The sequence below is a fragment of the Micromonospora sp. NPDC049366 genome, from assembly GCF_044466625.1.
GTDB lineage: Bacteria > Actinomycetota > Actinomycetes > Mycobacteriales > Micromonosporaceae > Micromonospora.
In genome coordinates this window covers 284,742-308,263 of sequence record NZ_JBITMV010000001.1, presented here as the reverse complement: position 1 = coordinate 308,263, position 23,522 = coordinate 284,742, and the positions used below count along the sequence as shown (strand labels likewise).

Sequence of the window (23,522 nt, the reverse complement as noted above, 5' to 3'; positions counted from 1 at the left end):
TCCCCCACGCCTCCGCGGCGTCGTCACGCACCGGCGGGATCAGGTCGACGGCAGCGCCGCCGGGTCGCCGTCGCCGCCCCGGTCGGCGGCGTAGCCGCGTACGTCCGGGGCCCCGAGCCGGGCCGCGTCGGCCGCGACGTCGTCCGGCATCCGCTGCGACTGCCGCTCGGCCTCGACCCGCGCCCGGTAGTGCTCGACCTCGCGGGCCCGTCGGGCGGCGTCCCAGCCGAGGACGGCGCCCATCAGCTCGGCCGTGTGCTCCGCCGACTCCAGCCCCCGGTGGGTCGTCTCGATCGAGATCCGGGTACGCCGGGTGAGCACGTCCTCCAAGTGCAGCGCGCCCTCCGCGCGGGCCGCGTACGTGACCTCGGCGGCCAGGTACTCCGGTGCGCCGGCCAGCGGCGACGCGAGCAGCGGGTCGGCGTCGATCAGGGCGAGCACGTCCAGGGTGAGGGTGCCGTAGCGCTCCAGCAGGTGCTCGACCACCCCGACCGGGACACCGTGCCGCCGAGCCAGGTCGGCCCGGTCCCGCCACATCGCGGCGTAGCCGTCCGCGCCCAGCAGCGGCAGGTCGGCGGTGCGGGACGCGCGCACGCCGCCGAGCCGCCGAGCCGCCCGGTCCACCACGTCGGTGGCCATCACCCGGTACGTCGTGTACTTGCCGCCGGCCACCAGCAGCAGCCCGAGCATCGGCTCGATGACCGCGTGCTCGCGGGAGAGCTTCGAGGTGGAGTCGGCCTCGCCGGCCAGCAGGGGGCGCAGGCCCGCGTACACGCCCTCGATGTCGGCGGTCGTCAGCGGCCGGTCCAGCACCGTGTTGACCTGCTTGAGCAGGTAGTCGATGTCGCGGGCGGACGCGGCCGGGTGGGACCGGTCCAACCGCCAGTCGGTGTCCGTGGTGCCGATGATCCAGTGACCGCCCCACGGGATGACGAACAGCACCGACGTCGCGGTACGCAGGATCAGGCCGGTCTCGCCGGTGATGGCCGACCGCGGCACCACCAGGTGCACACCCTTCGAAGCCCGGACGCGCAGCCCGGGGCGCAGCCCGACGTCGTTGAGCATCCGCGACATGTCGTCCGTCCACACGCCCGTGGCGGCGATCACCGTGCGGGCGCGTACCTCGAACTCGGCGTCCGGCGAACCGGCCGGCGCCTCCAGGTCGCGGACCCGGACGCCGGTCACCTCGCGGGCCTGCCGCACCAGCCCCACCGCCCGGGCGCTGCTCACCACGGTCGCGCCGAGGCTCGCCGCCGTGCGGGCCAGGGTCACCACCAGCCGGGCGTCGTCGACCTGCCCGTCGTAGTAGCGGATCGCCCCGGCCACCGCGTCGGCGCGCAGGCTGGGGAAGATCCGTCGCGTCGCCTCCCGGGTCAGGTGCCGGTGCAGCGGCATGCCCCGCCCGGTGCCGAAGATGCCGGCGAAGACGTCGTACGCCGCCACGCCGGTGCCGTAGTAGGAGCGGCGGAGGATCCGGGCCGGCAGGTCACGCAGGCCCCGACCGGCGGGGAGCGGCACCAGGAACGGCACCGGCCGGACGAGGTGCGGCGCCAGCCGGGTGGCCAGCAACCCCCGCTCGGTGAGCGCCTCGTGGACCAGGTGGAATTCCAACTGCTCCAGGTAGCGCAGCCCGCCGTGGATCAGCTTGCTGGAGCGGCTGGAGGTGCCGGCCGCGAAGTCCCGCGCCTCGACCAGGGCCACCTTGAGCCCTCGGGAGGCCGCGTCCAGGGCCGCGCCCGCACCGGTCACCCCGCCGCCGATGACCAGCACGTCGAAGCGTTCGGCACGGAGTCTGCGCAGGTCGGTGGCGCGCCGCTCGGGCGACAGCCGGCCGGCGACGGATCGGGAGACGTTGGGGTCGCGCACCCGTCCACGGTAACCGCCAAGACCACGTCCGCGAACCGTGCCGTCCGGCCCGTACTGTCTGGGCATGGCGCTGGGCCCCCCGTTCCCCGCTGGTCAGCCCTTCCCGTACGCCCCGGCGACGCCGCGGAGCAGCCCCTGGCCGGTCGTGGCGGCCGTGCTCGCGGGTTGCTGGACCGTACTCGTCGTCACGGCGACCCAGCTCGGCGGCTGGCTCACCGATCAGGTGCTGCTCAGCATCGGGCGGGACCGGATCGGCTGGCTCTGGCCGCTGCTGAGCGTGCCCACCCTGCTGCTGGTGGGCACGCCCGCACTGCTGCTGGCGCTGCTGCCCCGCTCCGCCGCCGTCCGGGCCACCGGTCGCGCCTGGCTGGCCGGCGTCGTGGTGCTCGGCGTCTTCGCGCTGCTCCGGGCCGTCCCGCCGGTGCACCACGAGGCGTACCTGGCCGGGCTGGCCGCGACCGCCGCCGTGGCCGCGCTGGTGGTGAGCCGCCTCGACCGGCGGGCACTCCGGCCGGGGGCCGGCACCGTGCCCGGGGCACTCCCTTCGGAGACCGGCACCGTGCCCGGGGCGCTTGCGCCGCAGACCGGTGCCGCGCCCTCCTCGGACGCGACACCCGTCGGCCGGCGACCCGACCCGGTCACCCTGCTCGGGATCGCGGGCGGGCTGGCGCTGCTGCTGCCGTGGGCCTGGCTGGGCGCGCTGGGCGGCCTGCTGGAGACCGTCCTCGCCGCACTGGCCGCCGCCGCGCTCGGCGTGCTGGCCGGTGCCCTGCTCGACGCCCGGTTCTGGTCTCGCTTCACGGCCGGCGATCCGCCCCGACCGGCCCGGCTGGTGCTGGTCGGCGGCCTCGTCGCCGGGGTCGCGCTGCTGCTGCTCGGTGCCGGCGCCGGTCAGTCCGGCGCCCAACTGCCCGCTCTGCTCACGCTGCCGCCGGCCGGCTTCGCGCTCGGCGCCCTCCAGGTCACCGCCCGCCGACGACGGTCGGCCGCCGCCGGCACCGCGGCGGCCGCCCTCCCGGTCGAGGCCCGCCGGGGGTCGACCGGGGCCGGCGCGACCCGGTGGCTGGTCGGGCTCGCGGCGTTCGGTCCGCTGGCCTTCACCGACCCGGAGGAGATCAGCCTGCTGCTGGTCGGCACCCGGGACGTGCCGTTCTGGGTGGCGGCCGCCGCCGGCGCGGGGCTCGCCGTCGCGCTGCTGCTCGCCGTCGCGTACGGGGTGCTGCTCGCCCGCCCGGGCGCCCGCACCCCGAGCCGGCGGACCGCGGCGGTCACCGTGGCGGTGCTGCTCGTCGCGCTCGCCGGGGTCGACCTCGGGCCCGGGCAGCCGGGGCTGCACGGCGAGCGACTCTTCGTCGTGCTGCGCGAACAGGCCGACCTGACCCGGCTGCCGGCCGCCGCGCCGGGGCGGGTCGGCCGGAACGCCCGCACGGCCGAGGTCTACCGCCGGCTCGTCGCGACCGCCGACCGAAGCCAGGCCGACCTGCGCCGGGACCTGACCCGGCTGCGCCTGAACCCGACGCCCTACTACTTGGTCAACGCGATCGAGGTGGACGGCGGACCGGCGGTGCGTGCCTGGCTGGCCCGTCGACCCGAGGTCGACCGCGTGCTGGTCAGCCAACGCCTGCGTCCGCTCCCCGCGCCGGCCGGCATCACCCGGGGCACCGACCCCGCACCGACCGGGCCGGAGTGGAACATCCGACGGATCGGCGCCGACCGGGTCTGGACCGAGCTCGGGGTGACCGGGACGGGCGTCGTGGTCGGCAGCTCGGACTCCGGCGTCGACGGTCGGCATCGGGCCCTCGCCGGTGGTTTCCGCGGTGGCGACGACTCCTGGTACGACCCGTGGGACGGCACCCGCACACCCACCGACGAGGGCGGGCACGGCACCCACACGGCGGGCAGCGCGGTCGGGAGCGGCGGCATCGGGGTGGCTCCGGGCGCCCAGTGGGTGGGCTGCGTCAACCTGGACCGCAACCTTGGCAGCCCGGGGCACTACCTCGACTGTCTCCAGTTCATGCTGGCACCGTTCCCAACCGGTGGTGACCCGTTCACCGACGGGCGGCCGGCGCGCGCACCGGACGTCCTCACCAACTCCTGGGGCTGCCCGGGGATCGAGGGCTGCGACGCGCAAGCACTGCGGCCGGCCACCGCCGCGCTCGACGCGGCCGGGATCTTCGTGGTCGCCGCGGCCGGCAACACCGGCCCCTGGTGCGCCTCGATCGACGACCCGCCCGCGGCCTACCCGGACGTGCTGACCGTCGGCGCGGTCGACGACCAGGGCCGGGTGGCCGACTTCTCCTCACGGGGCCCGGTGGCCGGGGGCGCCAAGCCGGACGTGCTGGCGCCGGGCGTCGGGGTCCGCTCCGCCATGCCCGGCGGCGGGTACGCCACCCTCGACGGCACCTCCATGGCGACGCCGCAGGTCGCCGGCGTGGTGGCGCTCATGTGGTCGGCCAACCCGGCGCTCATCGGCGACCTGCCCCGGACCCGGCAACTGCTGCGGGAGACGGCGACCCCGGCCGAGCCCACCTACCGCTCCCGGAACCCGGCCGACACGTGCGGCGGGGACGCCAACATCACCGGCGCCGGCCTGATCGACGCCTACGCGGCCGTACGCGCGGCCCGGGCGGCCGGCTGAGCGGCCGGGGCGCTCTACCCGAACGGGGACGCCCGCGTCCGGCCTGGTCGATGCCCCGCGCGGTCGGGAGACGCTGCCGCCTCCGACCTATCCGGAGGGCGCGGGCGGCGGGTCTTACGCGGTCCGGTGCCGGTGATCTAAGGTCGGCGACCATGGACGCGGAGATCACCGTCGACGACCTCACCGCCGATCTGGCACCCGCCGTGGCCCGGCTCTGCGCCGAGGCGCTCGACCTGCCCGAGGACGCCGCCGAGGCGGCGGTCGTCGTGGACACCCTCTGGGCCCGGGCCGCCGTCGCGCGACCCGTGGTCGCGCTGGGCGCGTACCGGGAGGGCGAACTGGTGGGGGCGCTGATCGGGTCGATGTCGGCGGCCGAGCCCGGTCTCGGGCACGTCGACCTGGTCGCGGTGGCGCCGGTGCACCGCCGTCGGGGCGTCGGGCGGGCGCTGATCCGCGCGGCCGAGCGCCGGCTCGGCGACCGGGGCGCGACCGAGGTGTTGTTGGCGGGCAACCCGCCGTACTACGCGTGGCCGGGCATCGACGTCCGGTACACCCCGGCGGTCTGCGCCGCCCTGGCGCTCGGCTACCGGCAGGACCGGACCGCCTGGAACATGACCGCCGACCTGTCGTACGACGGTTCGCCGGCGCTGCGGTCGACGGAGGCCGCGGAGCAGCGGTTGGCCGGCCAGGGCGTGACCGTACGCCGGGCGGAGCCGGCCGACGTGCCCGCGTTGACGGAGTTCGCCCGGAGCACGTTCGGCGGCAGCTGGGACGCGGAGCTGACGGAGTCGGTCGGCCGGCCCGGAGCCGGCTGTCACCTGGCGGAGCGGGACGGGGCGGTGCTGGGCTTCGCCGCGTACGGGTCGTCGCGGCCCAGCTGGTTCGGGCCGATGGGCACCGCCCCGGCGGCCGAGGGCTCGGGGATCGGCGGTGTCCTGCTGCGCCGCTGCCTTCGTGACCAGCACGACGCCGGTCTCCCGTCGGCGCAGATCGGCTGGGTGGGGCCGGTGCCGTTCTATTCGGGCAGCGCGGGCGCTCACATCGAGCGGGTGTTCTTCCTCTACCGGCGGACGCTGGATCGGTAGCTAACGGGCAAAGGGTGCATAGATCCCGATAACGCCGTTCGGCCGTACCGGCCATTGACGCCCCCTACCGTTTCGGTAGAGGAGGCAGCCATGACCACCACGGACGACGAACACGCCGAGGACGTCGGGCCCGTCGCCTGGACGCCGCCGACCGGCGATCTGCCCGGCCACCTGCCCATCGACCGGCTGGACTACGGCGACGCCGAGCAACTGGCGGAGATGACCGACACCGGCGACCACGCGGCCGAGGAGCCCGTCGAGATGGTGGACGCGCCGATCCAGCTCCCCGCCCCGTACGACCGGGTGCATAAACGGCGCAACCAGCGTCCGCTGCCGACCTGACCGGTGACGACGAACGGGGCGGGCCGCATCAGCGGCCCGCCCCGTTCCCGGTCGGAACTGGACTCAGAAGTCCATGTCCCCGCCACCCGGGCCAGCCGGGGCGGCCGGGGTCTTCTCCGGCTTGTCCGCGACGACGGCCTCGGTGGTGAGGAACAGCGCCGCGATCGACGACGCGTTCTGCAGCGCCGAGCGGGTCACCTTGGCCGGGTCGATGATGCCCGCGGCCAGCAGGTCGACGTACTCGCCGTTGGCGGCGTTGAGGCCGTGGCCGGCCTCCAGGTTGCGAACCTTCTCCACCACGACGCCGCCCTCAAGGCCGGCGTTGACGGCGATCTGCCGCAGCGGGGCGTCCAGCGCGATCTTGACGATCTGCGCGCCGGTCGCCTCGTCGCCGACCAGGTCCAGCTTGTCGAAGGCGGTCTTGCCGGCCTGCACCAGCGCGACGCCACCACCCGGGACGATGCCCTCCTCGACGGCGGCCTTCGCGTTGCGGACGGCGTCCTCGATGCGGTGCTTGCGCTCCTTCAGCTCGACCTCGGTGGCCGCGCCGACCTTGATCACCGCAACACCGCCGGCCAGCTTGGCCAGCCGCTCCTGCAGCTTCTCCCGGTCGTAGTCGGAGTCGCTCTTCTCGATCTCGGCCCGGATCTGGTTGACCCGGCCCTGGATCTGCTCGGCGTCACCGGCGCCGTCGACGATGGTGGTCTCGTCCTTGGTCACCACGACCTTGCGGGCGTGGCCCAGCATGTCGAGACCGGCGGCGTCGAGCTTGAGGCCGACCTCCTCGCTGATGACCTGACCACCGGTGAGGATGGCGATGTCGGTGAGCATGGCCTTGCGGCGGTCACCGAAGCCCGGCGCCTTGACGGCGACCGACTTGAAGGTGCCCCGGACCTTGTTGACCACCAGGGTGGCCAGGGCCTCGCCCTCCAGGTCCTCGGCGATGATCAGCAGCGGCTTGCCCGACTGCATGACCTTCTCGAGGATCGGGAGCAGGTCCTTCACCGACGAGATCTTGCTGTTGACGATCAGGATGTACGGGTCGTCGAAGACGGCCTCCATACGCTCCGGGTCGGTCATGAAGTACGCGGAGATGTAGCCCTTGTCGAAGCGCATGCCCTCGGTGAGCTCGAGCTCCAGGCCGAAGGTGTTGCTCTCCTCGACGGTGATGACGCCTTCCTTGCCGACCTTGTCCATCGCCTCGGCGATGATCTCGCCGACGCTGGTGTCACCAGCCGAGATGGAGGCGGTGGAGGCGATCTGCTCCTTGGTCTCCACGTCCTTGGCGAGCTTCAGCAGCTCCTCCGAGACGCTGGCCACGGCCGCCTCGATGCCCCGCTTCAGGGCCATCGGGTTGGCGCCGGCGGCCACGTTGCGCAGACCCTCACGGACCAGGGCCTGGGCCAGGACGGTCGCCGTCGTCGTGCCGTCACCGGCCACGTCGTCGGTCTTCTTGGCGACCTCCTTGACCAGCTCGGCGCCGATCTTCTCGTAGGGGTCCTCGAGCTCGATCTCCTTGGCGATGCTCACACCATCGTTGGTGATGGTGGGGGCACCCCACTTCTTCTCGAGCACGACGTTGCGGCCCTTGGGGCCGAGGGTCACCTTGACGGCGTCAGCGAGCTGGTTCATGCCCCGCTCGAGGCCGCGGCGCGCCTCTTCGTCGAACGCGATCATCTTGGCCATACGGCGTTGTCCTCCTGGACACTCACGGGCCACCCGAGTGTGTGTCCCGGATGGGCCGCCTGGTGTACGCACCTTGGGACGTCGCCACCTGGCGACGACGACGTCCTTCGGCCGGGCCGGATAGCCCGCGACGACCGGCCATGTGTCGCCCCGGCGTCTCCATGCCGGCGCAACCTGGCCCCACCGTCCCGACCATTGGCACTCACGGTATGCGAGTGCCAATGACTTGTTTAGCACTCTCCCATGCCGAGTGCAAGCACGACCGCCCCGCTCAGCCGAGTTCCGCGGCCAGGCGGGCGCTGTTCACCGGCGCCTCCTGCCCCCGTTGCTCGGCGTACGTCACGACCAGCCCCACGAGCTGCGCAAGATGGGCGGGCAGGGTCAGCACGGCGGTGACCGCGATCACGGCCACCACGCCCGCCGCCGACCCGGCGCTGCCGAACGGATCCGTGCCGAACAGGGCCGTGCCGACGCCCTCCAGCATCGAGACGACGAAGCCGAACACGATCACCGCACCGAACACCAGCGCCACCCGGCCCAGGAGCATCCCCAGCCGGTCGTGGAACATCCGGAACGACCGGCCGATGGGGTTGTCCCGCTCGTACAGGTAGACCGGCCCGGCCATGCTGAGCGCGAACGCGAGGTAGACGCCGGGGAGAACGCAGAAGCAGAAGCCGAGGCCGACGAGGACGGCGATCAGCAGGGTCCAGCCCCAGAGGCCGAGGGCCCGGCGCAGGCCGTACCGCAGCGCGGCGCCCAGAGCGACGGGCTCCCCGGCGGCCTGGCGGGTGACCACCCAGGTGCCGGCCGCCCAGCCGAGGCCCTGCACGAACCCGAGCACGAGACTCCCGCCGATCAACACCAGGAGCATCGTGCCGAGATCGCTGACGAAGTTGTCGGGCAGCGCCGCCGGGTCACCGCCGGTCGAGGCCTCCCACTCGGCGCTCGGGTCGATCCCGTAGGAGAGCACCGACAGCGCCGCCGCGGGCAGCACCTGGGTGAGCAGGAGAATGGGCAGCAGGATCCGCCAGCCGCGCCGGACCGCGCCCAGGCAGCGGTCGAACCACCCGGCCAGCCCGAGGCCGGGTGCGGTGACCAGCGGGTCGGAGGGGTCGAGGCCCGGCGAGTGCCAGCCCGGCGCCGACATACCCGGATACCAGTGCTGGCCGCCGTAGGGGACGCCCGGCGGGAAACCTGCACCCGGCGGATAGGCGGCGCCCGGCGGATAGCCGGCGCCAGCCGGGTAACCGGCCGTCGGCACACCGGGCGGTGGACCCCAGCCCTGCGGGACGGTCGGATCCCAGCCCGGCTGGCCCTGCGGCGCGGCCGGGCCCCAGCCCGGCTGGCCCTGCGGCGCGGCCGGGCCCCAGCCCGGCTGGCCCTGCGGCGCGGCCGGGCCCCAGCCCGGCTGCGGGCCGGCCTGCCCCTGCGACACGGTCGGATCTTCGCCCGGTTGGTCGCCGTGCGGCGCCGTGGGGCCCCACGGAGGCGGGGCACCGGACGGATCGGACGGGCCCGGGGGCGGGGCAGCCGGGGGTGGCTGGTCGGACATGAACCCTCCTCAGCGACAGCTGGGTACGGCTCACGATCTTCCCGGCTGACCGCCCTGCGGCGCAGCCCCCGTCCGGCCGGTCTGACGGCGACCGGCACTGACACCGGTCGGACCCGCCCAGGGTCGCCCGGCCGACGGGGCCGGTCAGCCGATGACGCGCACGCGCTCGGCCTGGGGGCCCTTCTGGCCCTGGGCGATCTCGAACTCGACCCGCTGGCCGTCGTCCAACGCCTTGTAGCCGTCCATCTCGATCGCGGAGAAGTGGACGAAGACATCCTGCCCGCCGTCGACGGCGATGAAGCCGTAGCCCTTTTCGGCGTTGAACCACTTCACGGTGCCCTGTGCCACGGTGCACTTCCTCACTCTGCGCGGCGCTCCACAACCGGGCTGCCGGCACGCCGGCACCCCGCACCACCGGCCCAGCGATCGGCGACGGCCGCTGAATTTCCGGTGACCGAAATCGCACGCTACACGAGGCGTGACGACCGTGCACGACCACAAATCGGGCATATTCCGGTACGCCCCGGCCCTGTTCCGGACGGCCGTGGTCAGGCGGCTCGTCGATGCGGCTGATTCATGCCGATGATTGCCGTCACCGGGAGCGGACCGGGTGGGAACCGGCGTGCGGACCCCGGAGCAGACGTCGGGACAGCCGCCGGCCGATCGACCCCGCGGGGCCGTCCCGCGCGGGTAGCCGGCCCACCGTGCGAGCCCGCCTGCCGGAGACCGGCCCGTGGCGGCCGGCGCGGCGGGAACCACCGCCGGGCACTGTGGTACGCATGCGGGCATGATGACCGCTCCGAGCCGACGCCGACAGCAGGCGGAGATCCGGCGGGTCCGGCCCGCCGACGCCGCACGGATGCGGGCGCTACGGCTGGAGATGCTCGCCGACGCGCCGCTGGCCTTCCTGGAGACCCTCGCCGACGCGGCGGCCCGCCCGCACGCCGAGTACGCCGCCCGGGTCGCGTACACCTCGCAGGGCTCGGACACGGCGCAGTTCATCGCCGACCCGGGAGGCCGGCTGGTCGGGCACGCCGGGGGCACGGTCACCCCGAGCGAGCCGGGCCTGACCGTCATCTACGCCGTCTACATCACCCCTGCCTGGCGGGGCGGCGGGCTGCTGGGCGAGTTGGTCGACGCGGTGGCCGCCTGGTCGCGCGCGTGTGGCCGGCCGGAGCTGATGATGGAGGTCGTGGTCGGCAACGACCGGGCTTACCGCGCCTACCAGCGGCTGGGCTTCGTGGACACCGGCGTGCGGGTGCCGCACCCCACCATCCCCGCCCTGACCGAGCTGCGAATGCGCCGCCCGGCCTGACGGCCGCCCGCCCCAGCCGCGTTGATCATGAAGTTGTCGCGCGCAGCCACGGCGTGTCGCGGCGTGTCGCGGCAACAACTTCATGATCAACGGCGGCCCGGGGGGTGATCCGGGGGGGGTGGGGTCAGGCGTGGCGGCGTGACTGGACGATGCGGAACCGGTTCGCCACGTACGCGCCATCGGTGAGGGCCGCGTTCGCGGCCGCGTTGGCACCGCTGCCGTGGAAGTCGGAGAACGCGGCCGACTGGTTCACGAACACCCCGCCGGTCAGGTTGCACGACAGGTGCACGCCGACCTCGATCGCCACGTCCTCGGCGGCGTCCAGGATCGCCTCGTCGGTGGAGTAGACCCCGGCGGTGAGCGCGCCCTTCTCGCCGACCGTCTTCCGCATGATCTCCAGGCTGTGCGCGGTGGAGTCGGTGGCGATGGCGAACGCGATCGGCCCGAACCACTCCCGCCCGTAGGTCGCCGTGTCGTCCGCGGCGAGCTTCACGATGGTCGGCGTACGCACCACCGCGTCGGGGAAGCTCGGGTGCTCGACCGTACGCGACTCCAGCACCGGCTCGCCGACCTTGGTCACCTCGTCCAGCCGCTCCAGCACCCCGTCGTTGACGATGGCGCCGGTGAGCTCGACGCCTCGGGCCGGGTCGGCGGTGAGCTTGCCGACCGCCGCCGCGATGCCGCCGGCCACCTCGTCGAAGCTCTTGTGCCCCTGGTCGGTCTCGATGCCGTCCCGGGGGATCAGGATGTTCTGCGAGGTGGTGCACATCTGCCCGCTGTACAGGGTCAGCGTGAAGCCCAGGTTGCGGCACAGACCGGCGAAGTCGTCGGTGGAGTCGATGACGACCGTGTTCAGGCCGGCCTTCTCGGTGTAGACGGCCGCCTGGCGGGCGTTCGCCTCCAGCCAGTCGCCGTACTCGGTGGAGCCGGTGAAGTCCACGATCTTCACCGCCGGGTGCAGGGCCAGGGTCGAGGCGAGCTTCTCGCCCGGCGCCTCCGCCGCGAGCAGCACCAGGTTGGGGTCGAAGCCGGCCTCGGCGAGCACCTCACGGGCGTAGCGCACGGTGACGGCGAGCGGGAGCACGGCACGCGGGTGCGGCTTGACGATCACCGGGTTGCCGGTGGCCAGCGACGCGAACAGACCCGGGTACGAGTTCCAGGTCGGGAAGGTGTTGCAGCCGATCACGAGGCCCACCCCGCGCGGGACCACGTGGAACGTCTTGGTCATCCGCAGCGGGTCGCCCTTGCCGGCCGCCTTCTCCCAACCGGCGGTGCCCGGGTGCCGGGTCATCTCGGCGTAGGCGTAGGCGAGCGCCTCCAGCGCCCGGTCCAGCGCGTGCGCGCCGCCGGCCTGGAACGCCATCACGAACGCCTGGCCGCTGGTGAACTGCACCGCGTTGGCCAGCTCGAAGACGTGCTTGTGCAGCCGGTCGAGGATCTCCAGGCAGACGCCGATCCGGGTCTGCGGGCCGGCGTCGCGCCAGGCCGGCAGCGCGGCGCCGGCGGCGGTGACGAGCTGGTCGGCGTCGGCGTGCGGGTAGCGCACGGACAGGTCCAGCCCGAAGGGGCTCGTCTCGGTGGCGACCCGGTCGCCGTCACCCGGCTGATCGAGGGGGAAGTCGCCGCCCCGGTACGCCTCGAAGGCGGCCTTCCCGTCGGCGGCGGCGGTCTCGCCGTACACCCGGGGGCTGGGTGATTCCGGGTAGGCGGACCAGTACCCGCGCTCCGTGATGGCGGTCAGCGCACGGGTGAGGGTGTCGGCGTGCCGGGCGTACAGGGGGTGCGGGGTCTCCGTCATGCCCGCCATCATGCAACAGGAAGCCCCAGGATCAGTAGGGCCGTGTCACAACTCTGATCGTCCCCACCCGCTTTCCGCGCCGGTGTGACCCCACCGCCTCCGGGTAAGCGCCCAGCCTGCCGAGGAGGGGAGCGGCCACGGGTGGGGACCACCGAGATCCGGGTGCACGGGGTCGCCGACCGCGGTCCCGAGGCGACGCTGGACCGGCCCATCGTGAGCCGGGTGGCCGGCGACCGTGACGCGGCGTTCTACCGGGTGCGCCCCGGGTTCGGCGATCCGCGCGGCGGCGCCGGCACCACGCTGGAGGCGTACCGGTGGAGCGGGCTGGCCGGTGGGACGGCGACGCGTACCTTCTCGCTGGTCCTGCTCCTGCCCTTCATGCTCGCCAACACCGCCATCTGGATGCTGCCGCCCGGTCGCCGTACGCAGCCGGTCGGCAAGGCGCTGTGCCGGCTGCTCGGCGCCACGCTCACCGCCATGTACGTCCTGTCGATCGTCGGCGTGGCCATCGACCTGGTCGCCTGGCAGTGCGCGAGCTACCCGCGCTGCATGGACGGCCGCCGGGAGATCGCCTGGATGGCGGGCGTGCCGGCGGAGCAGCGTCTCGCGCTGCTCGCCCTGCTGCCGCTCCTCGCGATCGTGCTGGTCTGGTGGCTCGGCGGCCGCACCTGGCAGCTGCCCGAGAACAGCAGCGCGGACCCGGAGGCGCTGGGGGCGGGGCGGCTCGACAACCCGGCCTTCTGGGACAACCGGGGGCTGCTGATGCGCCTGCGCGCCCTGCACATCGTGGTCGCGACGGCGACCCTCAACCTGGCCGTGCTGACCCCGCTCGGGTCGGACGGGCACAGGATGGCCGGTGACGCGCTGATCGTCGCGTCCGTCGTGCTGCTCGTCGTCGCGCTGACGATGCTCTGCCTTCCCAAGATCGAACACCGCGGCGGGGGGCTGTGGTCACCGCGCGCGGTCCGGCTGACGGGCGCCACCGGGCTCGTGCTCACCGGCGTGACCCTGGCGTACGCGGCCCTGCCGCGGCGACCGTCGACTCCCGTGGCCGCGCTGCCCGGATACGAGAGTCTGGTGGCCCGCCTGTTCAGCATCCAGTGGGCCCTGCTCGTGGTGCTCACGGTCCTCGTCGCGGCCCGGACGTCGAGGCGGAGCCGCCCCGCCCTGCTCGGTCTCGCCGCGCCGATGATGCTCTCGGTCGCCATCGGCCTGGCCGTGGCGTACTCCTCCGCGCTCAACTACGGCATCGCCGAGTACCTGGATCGCGGCTTGACCCCGACACCGGCCCGGCCGTCACCGGCCGACGTGCCGCCGCTGGCGCCACCGGCCGCGTACCGCTGGGCGGCGCTCGGCGTCTCGACCGCCCTGGTGGTCGCCGCCGTCGTCGCCGTCGTGGCCCGCTATTACCAGCGGATCCGCCAACGGCGGGCGGCGGAGGAGATCGTCCGGCGGGAGTTTCCCGAGGCCGCCCGGGCGGCGCCGGAGCGGGTCCGGGCGGTACGCGACAAGATCATCGGCGCCCGCCTGGCGGACCGTCTCGGCCCGCTGTTCCTGGCGGCGTACGCGGCGCTGAACGTGCTGGGCCTGGCCGCCGCCGGGTTGTCGATGCGACGTCAGGGACCGGAGGACGTGGCCCGACTGCTCGGCGGGGATCCCCTGGCCACCCCGATGATCCTCGTGACGGACCTGGGTGGCCTGATCATCGGGCTGTTCGCGCTGGTGTTGTTCGGGGCGGGGCTGTTCGCCTACCGGTCCGCCGCGATCCGGGTGGTCGGCGTGCTCTGGGAACTCGCCACGTTCTGGCCGCGCTCGGCGCACCCCCTCGCCCCGCCCTGCTACGCCGAGCGGGTGGTGCCGGACCTCACCCGGCGGATCAACCACCTGACCGCCGGCGGTGACTCCGTCGTCCTCTCCGGGCAGAGCCACGGCAGCGTGCTGGTGGCGGCAACGGTCCTCCAACTGCCGGCGGCCGCCCGCGCCCGGGTCGCGTTGCTGACGTACGGCACCCCGCTCGGGCGGCTCTACAGCCGGGTCTTCCCCGCCTACATAGGGCCGGACATGCTGCGGGAGGTGGGTGAACGACTCGACTGGCGCTGGCTCAACCTGTGGCGGTTGACCGACCCGATCGGCGGGCCGGTCTTCGGCATCGACGCCGCCGGCCACGCCGCCGAGGTGGATCGCCGGGTCGCCGACCCCGCCGGGCTGCTCATCCCACCCGGGGACACGGTGCCGCCGACGATCCGGGGGCACCGCTTCGTGCCGGACGCCGACTTCGACCGGACGGTGGCGGAGCTGGTGCGACGTCTGCGGCCGCCCGGCACGGACGAGGGTCCACCGGGCAGCCCCGGGCCGCCGGTCAGAGCGTGAACTGCCAGTCGGTCCAGCCGTCCACCGGGCGGAAACCGAGCTGCTCGTTGATCGTGATCATGTGCGTGTTGGACGCCGCGTTGAAGGTGTCGATCGCGCGTACCGCCGGCTCCTCGGCGAGCAGGTACCGCAGATTCTCGATCTTGGTGAGCAGACCGAGGCGGTGCCCCCGGTGGTCCGGGTCGACGATGGTGATCTGCTGGTACGCGTGCCAGTCGGCGGAGGGACCGACGTCGAGCAGCGTCCACGCGACGAGCCGGCCGGACGCCTCGTGCCGGGCCGCGACGTGGTACTGGCGGCGCCCCCGCGCGGCCAGCGCCCGCTCGGTGCCCCGGATCCGCTCGGCGTCGACCTTCTCGGCCTCCCACGTCAGGTCGCCCATCGGCGCGTCGGTCGACAGCCGCCCGTCGAGGTAGGCGATGTCGGCCACGTACTCCTCCGGGATGCGGCCGTGCCAACGGACCGTGCGGTAGCCCGCGGCCCGCGCCCGGGCCTCGGCCAGCAACTCGTCCAGAGCGGTCTGATCGACCGTCGCCGGGTCGAGCCGACGGCGCACCTCGGCGAGCGCGGGCTGGGCGCCCATCGCGGCGGCGAACGCCGCACCCGCCGTCGGGCGCGCCGGGCCGCCGGGCAGCGCCGAGACCGCCATGCCCACCACCCGCTTGCGACCCTGCTCCCGCAGCAGCCGGACGCAGTGCTCGTGCAGCGCACGGCCCACCCCGCGCCGCCGCTGGTCGGGGTGGACGATCAGCTCCACCGTCGCGTTCTCGGTGTTGTCGAGCTGGGGCAGGTCCAGCGTGAAGAGGCCGGCGGGCACACCGTCGAGCCGGGCCAACGCCCAGAGCGTGACGGTGCCGGGCATCGGGTGACGCAGCATGCCGTCGAGGCGCCGGCGGCAGAAGGGCGGGAAGTCGGGCTCGTCGGCGTCGCGGGCCGCGACCCCGATCCGGTAGGCCTCGTCGATCGCGGCCGGATCGGCGGCGTCGAACGGCGCGATCGTGATGCTCATGGCGGGTAGGGTGCGCCCCGAGACGACGATCGGGCCAGCGATTTTCGCTGGCCCGATCGGAGGCTGGTCGGGAGGGACACTCGCACAACGCCTCCGGCGTTGGGTCGCAAGAACTTCAAAAGTCTTCGGCGAAATGCCCTCCCGCACGGAGCATCTTGCGCCGTCCGGTTCCTGCCGTCAAGTCCTTAGCGGTGGGTTTTCCGCACCCAGAGCGAAAAGCCGGTTACCCGGCGGAACGGCCTGATCCCCCGCTCGGGCGAGCCGGCACGATCGAGCCGAGGCTCCCGGACGCGGTGCCCGGGCCGGGCACCGCGTCACGGGGGTCGATCAGACCGGGGGCGCGGGTCAGCCGAGCAGGCCGGCGTCGCGGGCGGCCCGCAGCGACGGGCGGATCCGGTGGGTGGGGCCCACCTGGCCGGCGACGGCGTCGATGGTCTTCAACCCCTCACCGGTGTTGAAGACCACCGTCTCGGCGGCCGGGTCGAGCTTGCCCGACTCGACCAGCTTGCGCAGCACCGCGACGGTCACCCCGCCGGCGGTCTCGGCGAAGACGCCGGTCGTACGCGCCAGCAGGCGGATGCCCTCGCGGATCTCGTCGTCGTCGACGTACTCCATCCAGCCCCCGGTGCGGCGCACCGCCTCCAGCGCGTAGAGGCCGGCGGCCGGGTCGCCGATGTTGAGCGACTTCGCGATCCCCGTCGGCTTGACCGGGTTGATCGTGTCGCTATCGGCGTGCAGCGCGGTGGCGATCGGGTTGCAGCCGGCGGACTGCGCGCCGAACACCTTCCAGCCGCCGGCCGGCGGCTCGACCAGCCCGATCTCGACCAGCTCCGAGAACGCCTTGTCAATCTTGGTGAGCAGCTCGCCGGAGGCCATCGGGATCACCACCTGGGCGGGGATCCGCCAGCCCAACTGCTCGGCCACCTCGTAGCCCAGCGTCTTGGACCCCTCGGCGTAGTAGGGCCGCACGTTCACGTTGACGAACGCGGTGTCCTCGAACTCGTCCGTCTCGACCAGTTCGCCGCAGAGCCGGTTCACGTCGTCGTACGAGCCGTCGATGGCGACGAGGTCACCGCCGTAGACCGCCGTGGTGACGACCTTGCCCTGCTCCAGGTCGGACGGGATGAACACCACCGAGGGCACCCCGGCACGGGCGGCGTGGGCGGCCACCGAGTTGGCCAGGTTGCCGGTCGAGGCGCAGGCGTACCGCTGGAAGCCGAGCGCCCGGGCCGCGGTGAGCGCCACCGAGACGACCCGGTCCTTGAACGAGTGGGTGGGGTTGGCGCTGTCGTCCTTGACCCACAGCGGCGCCGTGATGCCCAGCTCGGCGGCGAGGTGCGGGGCGGCGACCAGCGGGGTGAGCCCGGGGTCCAGGGTGACCCGGGTGGCCGGGTCCTGGCCGGCGGGGAGCAGCCCGGCGTACCGCCAGATGTTCTGCGGCCCGGCCTCGATCTGCTCCCGGGTGACGCTCGCCAGGGCGGCCGCGTCGTAGTCGACCTCCAGCGGGCCGAAGCACTCGTAACAGGCGTGCTGCGCGGCGAGCGGGTAGCGGGCCTGACAGGCCCGGCAGACCAGGGCGCGGGCGGGGCTGGCGGTGGTGTCGATGCCGGACGGGGCGATCGTCGACGTCATGTCGAGGAGTCCTCTCATCTTTCCCCGCATCGCACCGTGCGGCGGGGACGGAATTGGCACCTGCCCCGCCGTCGCTCAGCGGTGAGCGCGCGGGGTGGTTGCCGGGGCGTCGTCGGGCCGTATCCCTCAGCCCCTCTGGATGAGGTATTCAGTTGTACGACCGAGTCTAAGCGCCCACCCGGCCCCGCCCTCCGGCGGTTCCCACGGTGTGAGCCGTCAGCGGCTCACCACCGCCACGGGGTCGACGACCGCGACCGGATCGGTGACGGCGGCTCCGCGCTGCTCGACCACCCGCGGTGACGCGCCGCCGCGCGACCGGTTGACCAGGTTCGCGGCGATCAGCGCGGCGATCGTCAGCCCCGCGCCGACCAGCTCGACCGGGCCCGGCCGGTAACCGCGGGCGATCTGCACCGCGAAGGTGGTCACCGGGACGAGGTTCATGAACAGCGCCGCGTTGGCCGCGCCGAGCCGCTGGACCCCCGTGTTCCAGGCCAGCACGGCGATCACCGCGCCCACCACCACGGCGTACGCCAGCTGCGGCGAGACCGCGCCGAGGTCGGCGGCGGACGGGGCGTGCTGGACCCCGACGAGGTCGGCGGCGACGCTTCCGGCGAGCATCGCGATCGTGCCGGCGAGCGCGGTCAGCGTGGTGTAGCGCAGGGGTGACCAGCCGGCGAACCGGCCCGCCCCGTGCGTGTAGATCGCCCAGCCGACGACGGCGCCGATCATCATGAGCCCGCCGAGACCGAACTGCCCGAGCCCGGCCAGGCTGCCGCGGGTGATCACCAGACCGACACCGAGGAGCGCCACCAGCGAGAGGGCCAGCAGGGCGGGCCGCGGGCGTACGCCGTCCCAGGCCCAGCGGACGAGCTGCGTGACCAGCGGGGTCGTGGCGACGAAGAGGGCGACCTGCTGCGGCGCGGCGTGCTCCAGGGCCAGGTTGGTGAGCAGGTTGAAGCCGGCGAAGCCGACGACACCGAGCACGGCCAGCTCCACGCCCCGGCCCGCCGGGCGGAGACCGGCCCGCCCCTCGCGGAGCAGCAGCAGGGCGACCAGGGCCACGGAGGCGAGCAGGTAGCGCGCGGTGGTCAGGTTGAGCGGGTCGACCCGGTCCAGTGCGCTGGCCAGGACGGGAAACATCACCCCCCAGCTCAGCGCGGCGAGCAGCGGGAAGGCGGCGGCGCGGGAACGCATCCTCGACTCCTATATTCGACTACCTTCGAACCAGCCTCACCGACCCTAGGGCCTTGTTCGACTTCTGTCGAACAAGGGTTACACTGGTCACATGGAGCTGGAGGAACCCGAGCTGCGCGACGTGCCGGTCACCAACGTGCTGGCCGCGCTGGCCGACGACGTGCGGCTGCAGATCGTCCGCGCGCTCGCCGCCGGCGGGGAATACGCATGCGGCAGCTTCGAGTTCGGCGTCTCCAAGGCCACCCGAAGCCACCACCTCAAGGTGCTGCGCGAGGCGGGGCTGACCCGCACCCGGGCCGCCGGCACCAGCCGCTACGTCCGGCTGCGCCGGGAGGAAGTGGATCGGCTCTACCCGGGCCTGCTGGACGCCGTCCTCAACCGGGACACCACCCCCGCCAAACGCGCCTGACCCCGCACCGGCTCCCCGGCGCCGTTACCCAACCGCGCTCGCGCGCCGTTACCCACCCGCGCTGGGGCGCCGTGCTCCACCCCGTTTCCCTGATATCGCGGTGTCCCCGTCGCGCCAACCCCGCGATATCAGGGAAACCGTGTCGATCAAGCCCGCGACCGACGTCGAATCCACCCCGGGCTAGCCTGTCCTGCCGCCGCTCGCCGCGACATCCGCCACGCGCCAGCATCCGGCACCCGCACGTCCGGCCCGGCGACATGATCGACACCGTCGGGGCCCTCTGGCGGGATTTCGCCGCGCGGCACCGCGCCAGGTCGGCCCAACGGAGTGGACCTTTCCCTCCCGCTACGGCATCCGGCGCGACTGCGCACTACGGCGTCCCGCGACCCCGCCCTACGGCGGCTCGCCACGGCGTCGGACGCCGCCCCAGATCCGGGGCAGGTCGACAGGGCGACCGACCACTCACCAGGACCAGGTGGGACGAGGTGTGCGCCTACGGGACCGGGGTCGGCTACGAGGTCACGTCCTTGCGCGTGAACCGCCAGTAGGCGAGCGCCCAGAACAGGGTCGCGTAGCCGACCGCCGAGATCGTGCCGCGTACGACGTCGTCGGTCTGCACCGGCGTGGACAGCAGGCCCAGCCAGGCGGTGCTGAAGTGGGTGGGCAGGAACGCCCGCAGCGCCCCGAGCGCGGTGATCTGGTCCAGGATGCTGGAGAGGATCCACAGCAGCACCGCGCCGCCCACCGCCCCGAGCGCCGCGTCCGTGGTGACCGACAGCAGGAACGCCAGGCCGGCCACGACCAGCAGGACCACGGCCAGATAACCCAGCACGGCCAGCAGCCGGAGCAGCCCCTCCCCGGCCGGCAGCTCGGCGGCGACGGTGCTGCGCAGCGGCGACCAGCCGTAGCGCAGCGTGCCGGCGAGCAGGGCGGTGCCGGCGAGCAGCAGCATCGCCAGCCCCGAGTACGCGAGCGCGACCAGCAGCTTCACCGTGAGCAGTCGGGCCCGGGGCACCGGCACGGCGAGCAGGTAGCGCAGGCTCCCCCAGCTCGCCTCGCTGGCCACCGTGTCGCCGAAGAAGAGCGCCACCACGACGACCAGCAGGAACGACGCCGAGACGAAGATGGTGAAGAGGGTGAAGTTCAGCCCGCCGGAGGTGGCGAACTCGATCAGGCTGCCGAACTCGCCGCGACCGTTGTCGTCGTCGCCACCCGAGTCGAACTGGAACGCGATCAGAATGATCAGCGGCAGCAGCACCATGAACCCGAGCGCCAGCTGCGTACGCCGCCGGGCCGCCTGCCGCCGGAACTCCGCCGCGAACGGCAGCGTGGCCGACGGTCGGTAGCCGGAGGCCGCGCCCACCGTGGACGTACCCATCACCGGTCCCCGCTTCCCCGAGAGTTCTCGCCCACCAGGGCGAGGAACGCGTCCTCCAGGCGCCGCCGTGGCACCACCCGGTCCACCCCGATGCCGGCGCGGACCAGCTCCGCCACCACCTCGCTGCGCGCGGTGCCGTTGGTGTCCACGACCAGCTGGCCGTCGCTCTCCGGCAGCACCCGTACGCCGGCCAGCCGGCCCAGCACGTCGCGCGCCGCCGCCGGGTCGGTCACGTCGAAGAGCACGCTCGGCGACTCGCCCACGATCTCCTCGACCGGGCCGGACGCGACGATCCGCCCCTTGTTGACGACCACGGCGTGGGTGCAGGTCTGCTCGACCTCGGCGAGCAGATGGCTGGAGACCAGCACGGCCCGCCCGTCGGTGGCGTACCGCTGGAGCACCCGGCGCATCTCGGCGATCTGCGGCGGGTCGAGCCCGTCGGTCGGCTCGTCGAGCACCAGCAGCTCCGGCAGCCCCAACATCGCCTGGGCGATGGCGAGCCGCTGGCGCATCCCGTGGCTGTACGTCTTGATCTTCCGGTGGACGGAGTCGCCCAGCCCGGCGATCTCCAACGCGTCGTCGAAGTGGGCGTCCGCCCATGGCCGGCCGGTGGCCCGCCAGTAGGCCCGCAGGTTCTCCAGGCCGCTCAGGTGCGGCAGGAAACCGGGTCCCTCGACCAGCGCGCCGATCCGGGAGAGCACCGGGGAGCCGGGGACCAGCCGGTGACCGAAGACGTAGATCTCGCCGGCCGTCGGCTGGGTCAGCCCCATGAGCACCCGCAGCGTGGTGGTCTTGCCGGCGCCGTTGGGCCCGAGCAGGCCGACCACCTGGCCGGGGTGCACCTCGAAGTCCACGTTGGAGACGGCGACGAAACCGTCGGCGTACTCCTTGCGCAGTTGGCGCACGGCGAGCGGGACGTCCGCGTACGCCGGATGCACGGAGCTGTCCTGGCGGCGGTGCCGGCGGCGGACCACGGCGACGACCACGACGAGCCCGAGCACGATCGCGGCGAGCAGCCCGGCGAGCACCCAGCGCCAGACGGTCGCCGCGGTGGGGATGGGTTCGCCGCTGACGGTCGGCAGCGCCACCGGGCCGTCGCCCGCGGCGACGGTGTAGACCGCCGGCTCGGCCGGGCCGGTGTACGCCTGGTCCGACGTGGCGACCACCAGCCGCAGCCGGTGCCCGGCCTCGACGCGGTGGACGATCGCCGGCAGGGTGACGGTGACCGGCCGGGCGTCGGCGATCCGCTGCGGCAGGCCGGTGAGCCGCACCGGGGCGACCAGACCGTTCGGCAGGGTGGCCCCGCCGTTGGGGTCCACGTCGTAGAGCTTCACGAAGAGCACGGCCTCGCCGGTCGGCGACGCGGCGCGGATCGACACGGTCGGCGCGCCGACCACGTCCACGGCCTGGGTCAGGGCCGCCGACTCGAACCGGGCGTGCTGGCCCGGCACGTCGCCGGCCACCCCGTCGAGCAGCGAGGAGAGCGCGCCCGCGAACGGCACCGACGAGATGGCCGCCGGGTTGCCGTTCGGCGGGTTCGCGATCGTCTGCTCCGGGCCGGTCACGGCGATGTCGGTGCGGCCGTCGCCGCCGGTGCCCGGGTAGTCGGTGGTCCGGTAGCCGGTGGCCACCAGACCCCGGTCCAGCGCGTCGAAGCCGGCGATCCGGGACCAGGTGAAGTCGTTGCCGGGTGCCGCCGTTCCGCCCTTGACGTAGTGGTCCAGCCACTGGACGGTCAGGTAGCGCACCCGGTCGGAGTCGGTCTTCGGCCCGGCGCCGCCGTCGTGGCCGCCGGTGAACCAGGCGACCCGCACCGGGGTGCCGGCGGCGGCGATGCCGCGCGCGTTCGCGTCCGCCTCGCCGAGCGGGAAGAGCGTGTCCGCCTCGCCCTGCACGAGCAGGGTCGGCGCGGCGATCCGGTCGAGCACGCCGGCCGGGCTGGACCGGCGCAGCAGATCCACGGCGGCCTGGTCGGCCCGGCCGGTGGTGGCGATGCGCAGGTACGCGGAGCACACGTCGGCGGCGAACCGGCCGCAGGACGGGTCGGCGGCGCCCGTCGGGGCGCGCCCCGGCCCGGTTCCCGGACCGGCGCCGGGGCCGGGACTCGGCGGCCCGGCCGACGCCGGCGCGCCCTGCGGCTGGGCGGCGGTGACCCCGGAGAGCCCCGCCGGCCCCGATCCGACGGTGCCGCCACCGCCGAAGAAGAGGCCCGCCCAGCCCTTCTTGAACACGCCCGCCGTGGCGGGGCCGCCGGTACTCTCCGGCAGGAAGCTCCGCGCCAGGTCATTCCAGGTGATCATCGGGACGATGGCGTCGACGCGCCGGTCCTGGGCGGCGAGCAGCAGGGCGAGCCCGCCCCCGTACGAGCCGCCGACGACGCCGACGCGCGGGTCACCGGAGGAGTCGGTGCGGATCTCCGGCCGGGCGGCGAGCCAGTCGAGCAGGCGCTGCGCGTCCCGCACCTCGTAGTCCGGATGGTCCAGGTGGATCTCGCCGCCGCTGCGGCCGAAGCCGCGGGCCGTCCAGGTGAGCACCGCGTAGCCCCGGCCGGCGAACTCCTCGGCGTCGGCCCGTACGGACTCCTTGGTGCCGCCGAAGCCGTGCGCGAGCAGCACCCCGGGGACCTTGCTGCCCGCCGAGGCGTCCTTCGGCAGGTACAGCGTGGTGTCCAGGTCGACGGGCTGTTGACCGTCCGGCCCGGACCGGACGGTCAGCATGGCGGACTCGGTGCGCACCTCCGGCCCGCGCGGCCGGACCGCCCACACCACGGCGGCGACCAGCAGCACCACGACCGCCGCCGCGGCGACGGCGCGACGGCCGGTGGGCAGGGCGCGCCGGACCCGCGCGGCCGACAACGGCGATCTCATGCGGCACACGGTACGGGCCGGATCCTGAGCATTGGCTGAGATCCGCCGTACGTCTGTCCGGTTGCTCCGGTCGGTGCCGAAAGGGGCGCGATCGACCACGCTCCAGTGGATCCCGGAGAGATGAATTCGGATCCCGTGAATTCCGATCTTCCGCGAGAAATCGTCAGTGATCATTGCATGTCACTCCCCGGTGGCGCACCGAGCGTGCCGGCGAGAGGGACGAACGGTGACATCGCTCGTAGTGACGCATAGCTGACCGATCGACAGCGACCGCACCACCAGGCCCTTCGGTTACTTTTCCGGTCCGGTGTACGGGACTGGTCCGGCGAACCCGGCATCGACACCACCACACCGTCCCCGCCCTCGCCGGAGGAGACCGAC

16 protein-coding genes and 1 riboswitch are annotated in these 23,522 nt (G+C 73.8%); of the genes, 6 read left to right on the top strand and 10 right to left on the bottom strand.

All coding sequences use genetic code 11. The features are described from left to right. Positions 1-39 precede the first annotated feature (39 nt). Positions 40-1,866, bottom strand: coding sequence for a glycerol-3-phosphate dehydrogenase/oxidase (locus ACIBTV_RS01405; protein ID WP_396701205.1), 1,827 nt, complete (start codon positions 1,864-1,866; stop codon positions 40-42). 64 nt (positions 1,867-1,930) lie between these two features. Here ACIBTV_RS01405 and ACIBTV_RS01400 point away from each other — a divergent pair, with 64 nt between their 5' ends. The 3 genes from ACIBTV_RS01400 to ACIBTV_RS01390 all read left to right on the top strand — a co-directional run bounded on the left by ACIBTV_RS01400 (position 1,931) and on the right by ACIBTV_RS01390 (position 5,931). Then, positions 1,931-4,504, top strand: a complete 2,574-nt coding sequence (locus ACIBTV_RS01400; protein ID WP_396701204.1) for a S8 family serine peptidase — start codon at positions 1,931-1,933, stop codon at positions 4,502-4,504. Between the two features lie 152 nt (positions 4,505-4,656). Next, positions 4,657-5,589 (top strand): GNAT family N-acetyltransferase, encoded by a 933-nt coding sequence (locus ACIBTV_RS01395; RefSeq protein ID WP_396701202.1) that lies wholly within the window; start codon positions 4,657-4,659, stop codon positions 5,587-5,589. Between the two features lie 90 nt (positions 5,590-5,679). Beyond that, positions 5,680-5,931, top strand: coding sequence for a hypothetical protein (locus tag ACIBTV_RS01390; RefSeq protein ID WP_396701200.1), 252 nt, complete (start codon positions 5,680-5,682; stop codon positions 5,929-5,931). A gap of 63 nt (positions 5,932-5,994) precedes the next feature. On the opposite strand, the gene groL is transcribed toward ACIBTV_RS01390, so the two are convergent. The 3 genes from groL to ACIBTV_RS01375 all read right to left on the bottom strand — a co-directional run bounded on the left by groL (position 5,995) and on the right by ACIBTV_RS01375 (position 9,517). Continuing rightward, positions 5,995-7,617: a chaperonin GroEL gene (gene groL / locus ACIBTV_RS01385; RefSeq protein ID WP_091594544.1), complete on the bottom strand. Its 1,623-nt coding sequence runs from the start codon at positions 7,615-7,617 to the stop codon at positions 5,995-5,997. A 271-nt stretch (positions 7,618-7,888) separates the two neighbouring features. Beyond that, positions 7,889-9,052: a hypothetical protein gene (locus ACIBTV_RS01380; protein ID WP_396701198.1), complete on the bottom strand. Its 1,164-nt coding sequence runs from the start codon at positions 9,050-9,052 to the stop codon at positions 7,889-7,891. Positions 9,053-9,313: 261 nt separating this feature from the next. Then, positions 9,314-9,517, bottom strand: coding sequence for a cold-shock protein (locus ACIBTV_RS01375; protein ID WP_091594539.1), 204 nt, complete (start codon positions 9,515-9,517; stop codon positions 9,314-9,316). Positions 9,518-9,956: 439 nt separating this feature from the next. Here ACIBTV_RS01375 and ACIBTV_RS01370 point away from each other — a divergent pair, with 439 nt between their 5' ends. Continuing rightward, positions 9,957-10,484: a GNAT family N-acetyltransferase gene (locus ACIBTV_RS01370; RefSeq protein WP_396701195.1), complete on the top strand. Its 528-nt coding sequence runs from the start codon at positions 9,957-9,959 to the stop codon at positions 10,482-10,484. A gap of 124 nt (positions 10,485-10,608) precedes the next feature. Here the strand turns inward: ACIBTV_RS01370 and paaN are convergent, their stop codons facing one another. Then, positions 10,609-12,282: a phenylacetic acid degradation protein PaaN gene (gene paaN, locus ACIBTV_RS01365; protein WP_396701194.1), complete on the bottom strand. Its 1,674-nt coding sequence runs from the start codon at positions 12,280-12,282 to the stop codon at positions 10,609-10,611. A 141-nt stretch (positions 12,283-12,423) separates the two neighbouring features. Here paaN and ACIBTV_RS01360 point away from each other — a divergent pair, with 141 nt between their 5' ends. Then, on the top strand, positions 12,424-14,652 hold the full coding sequence (locus tag ACIBTV_RS01360; protein ID WP_396701192.1) for a hypothetical protein: 2,229 nt from the start codon (positions 12,424-12,426) through the stop codon (positions 14,650-14,652). Here ACIBTV_RS01360 and ACIBTV_RS01355 read toward each other — a convergent pair. From ACIBTV_RS01355 to ACIBTV_RS01345, 3 genes are all read right to left on the bottom strand, one after another. Then, positions 14,642-15,661 carry a GNAT family N-acetyltransferase gene (locus ACIBTV_RS01355; RefSeq protein WP_396701190.1) on the bottom strand — a complete coding sequence of 340 codons (1,020 nt, stop codon included), beginning with the start codon at positions 15,659-15,661 and terminating at the stop codon, positions 14,642-14,644. The two genes, ACIBTV_RS01360 and ACIBTV_RS01355, sit on opposite strands and share 11 nt — an antisense overlap. 345 nt (positions 15,662-16,006) lie before the next feature. Further along, positions 16,007-17,293 carry a threonine synthase gene (gene thrC, locus ACIBTV_RS01350; protein WP_396701188.1) on the bottom strand — a complete coding sequence of 429 codons (1,287 nt, stop codon included), beginning with the start codon at positions 17,291-17,293 and terminating at the stop codon, positions 16,007-16,009. A gap of 11 nt (positions 17,294-17,304) precedes the next feature. Further along, positions 17,305-17,439: riboswitch (SAM riboswitch) on the bottom strand. 70 nt (positions 17,440-17,509) lie between these two features. Continuing rightward, positions 17,510-18,487, bottom strand: coding sequence for a DMT family transporter (locus ACIBTV_RS01345; RefSeq protein ID WP_396701186.1), 978 nt, complete (start codon positions 18,485-18,487; stop codon positions 17,510-17,512). A gap of 91 nt (positions 18,488-18,578) precedes the next feature. Here ACIBTV_RS01345 and ACIBTV_RS01340 point away from each other — a divergent pair, with 91 nt between their 5' ends. Next, entirely contained in the window at positions 18,579-18,896 is a 318-nt protein-coding gene (locus ACIBTV_RS01340; protein WP_396701184.1) for an ArsR/SmtB family transcription factor, read from the top strand. Between the two features lie 511 nt (positions 18,897-19,407). On the opposite strand, the gene ACIBTV_RS01335 is transcribed toward ACIBTV_RS01340, so the two are convergent. Further along, positions 19,408-20,274: an ABC transporter permease gene (locus ACIBTV_RS01335; protein ID WP_396701182.1), complete on the bottom strand. Its 867-nt coding sequence runs from the start codon at positions 20,272-20,274 to the stop codon at positions 19,408-19,410. Then, positions 20,274-23,141 (bottom strand): alpha/beta fold hydrolase, encoded by a 2,868-nt coding sequence (locus tag ACIBTV_RS01330; RefSeq protein ID WP_396701180.1) that lies wholly within the window; start codon positions 23,139-23,141, stop codon positions 20,274-20,276. The genes ACIBTV_RS01335 and ACIBTV_RS01330 overlap by 1 nt, the downstream gene beginning before the upstream one ends. Positions 23,142-23,522 lie beyond the last annotated feature (381 nt).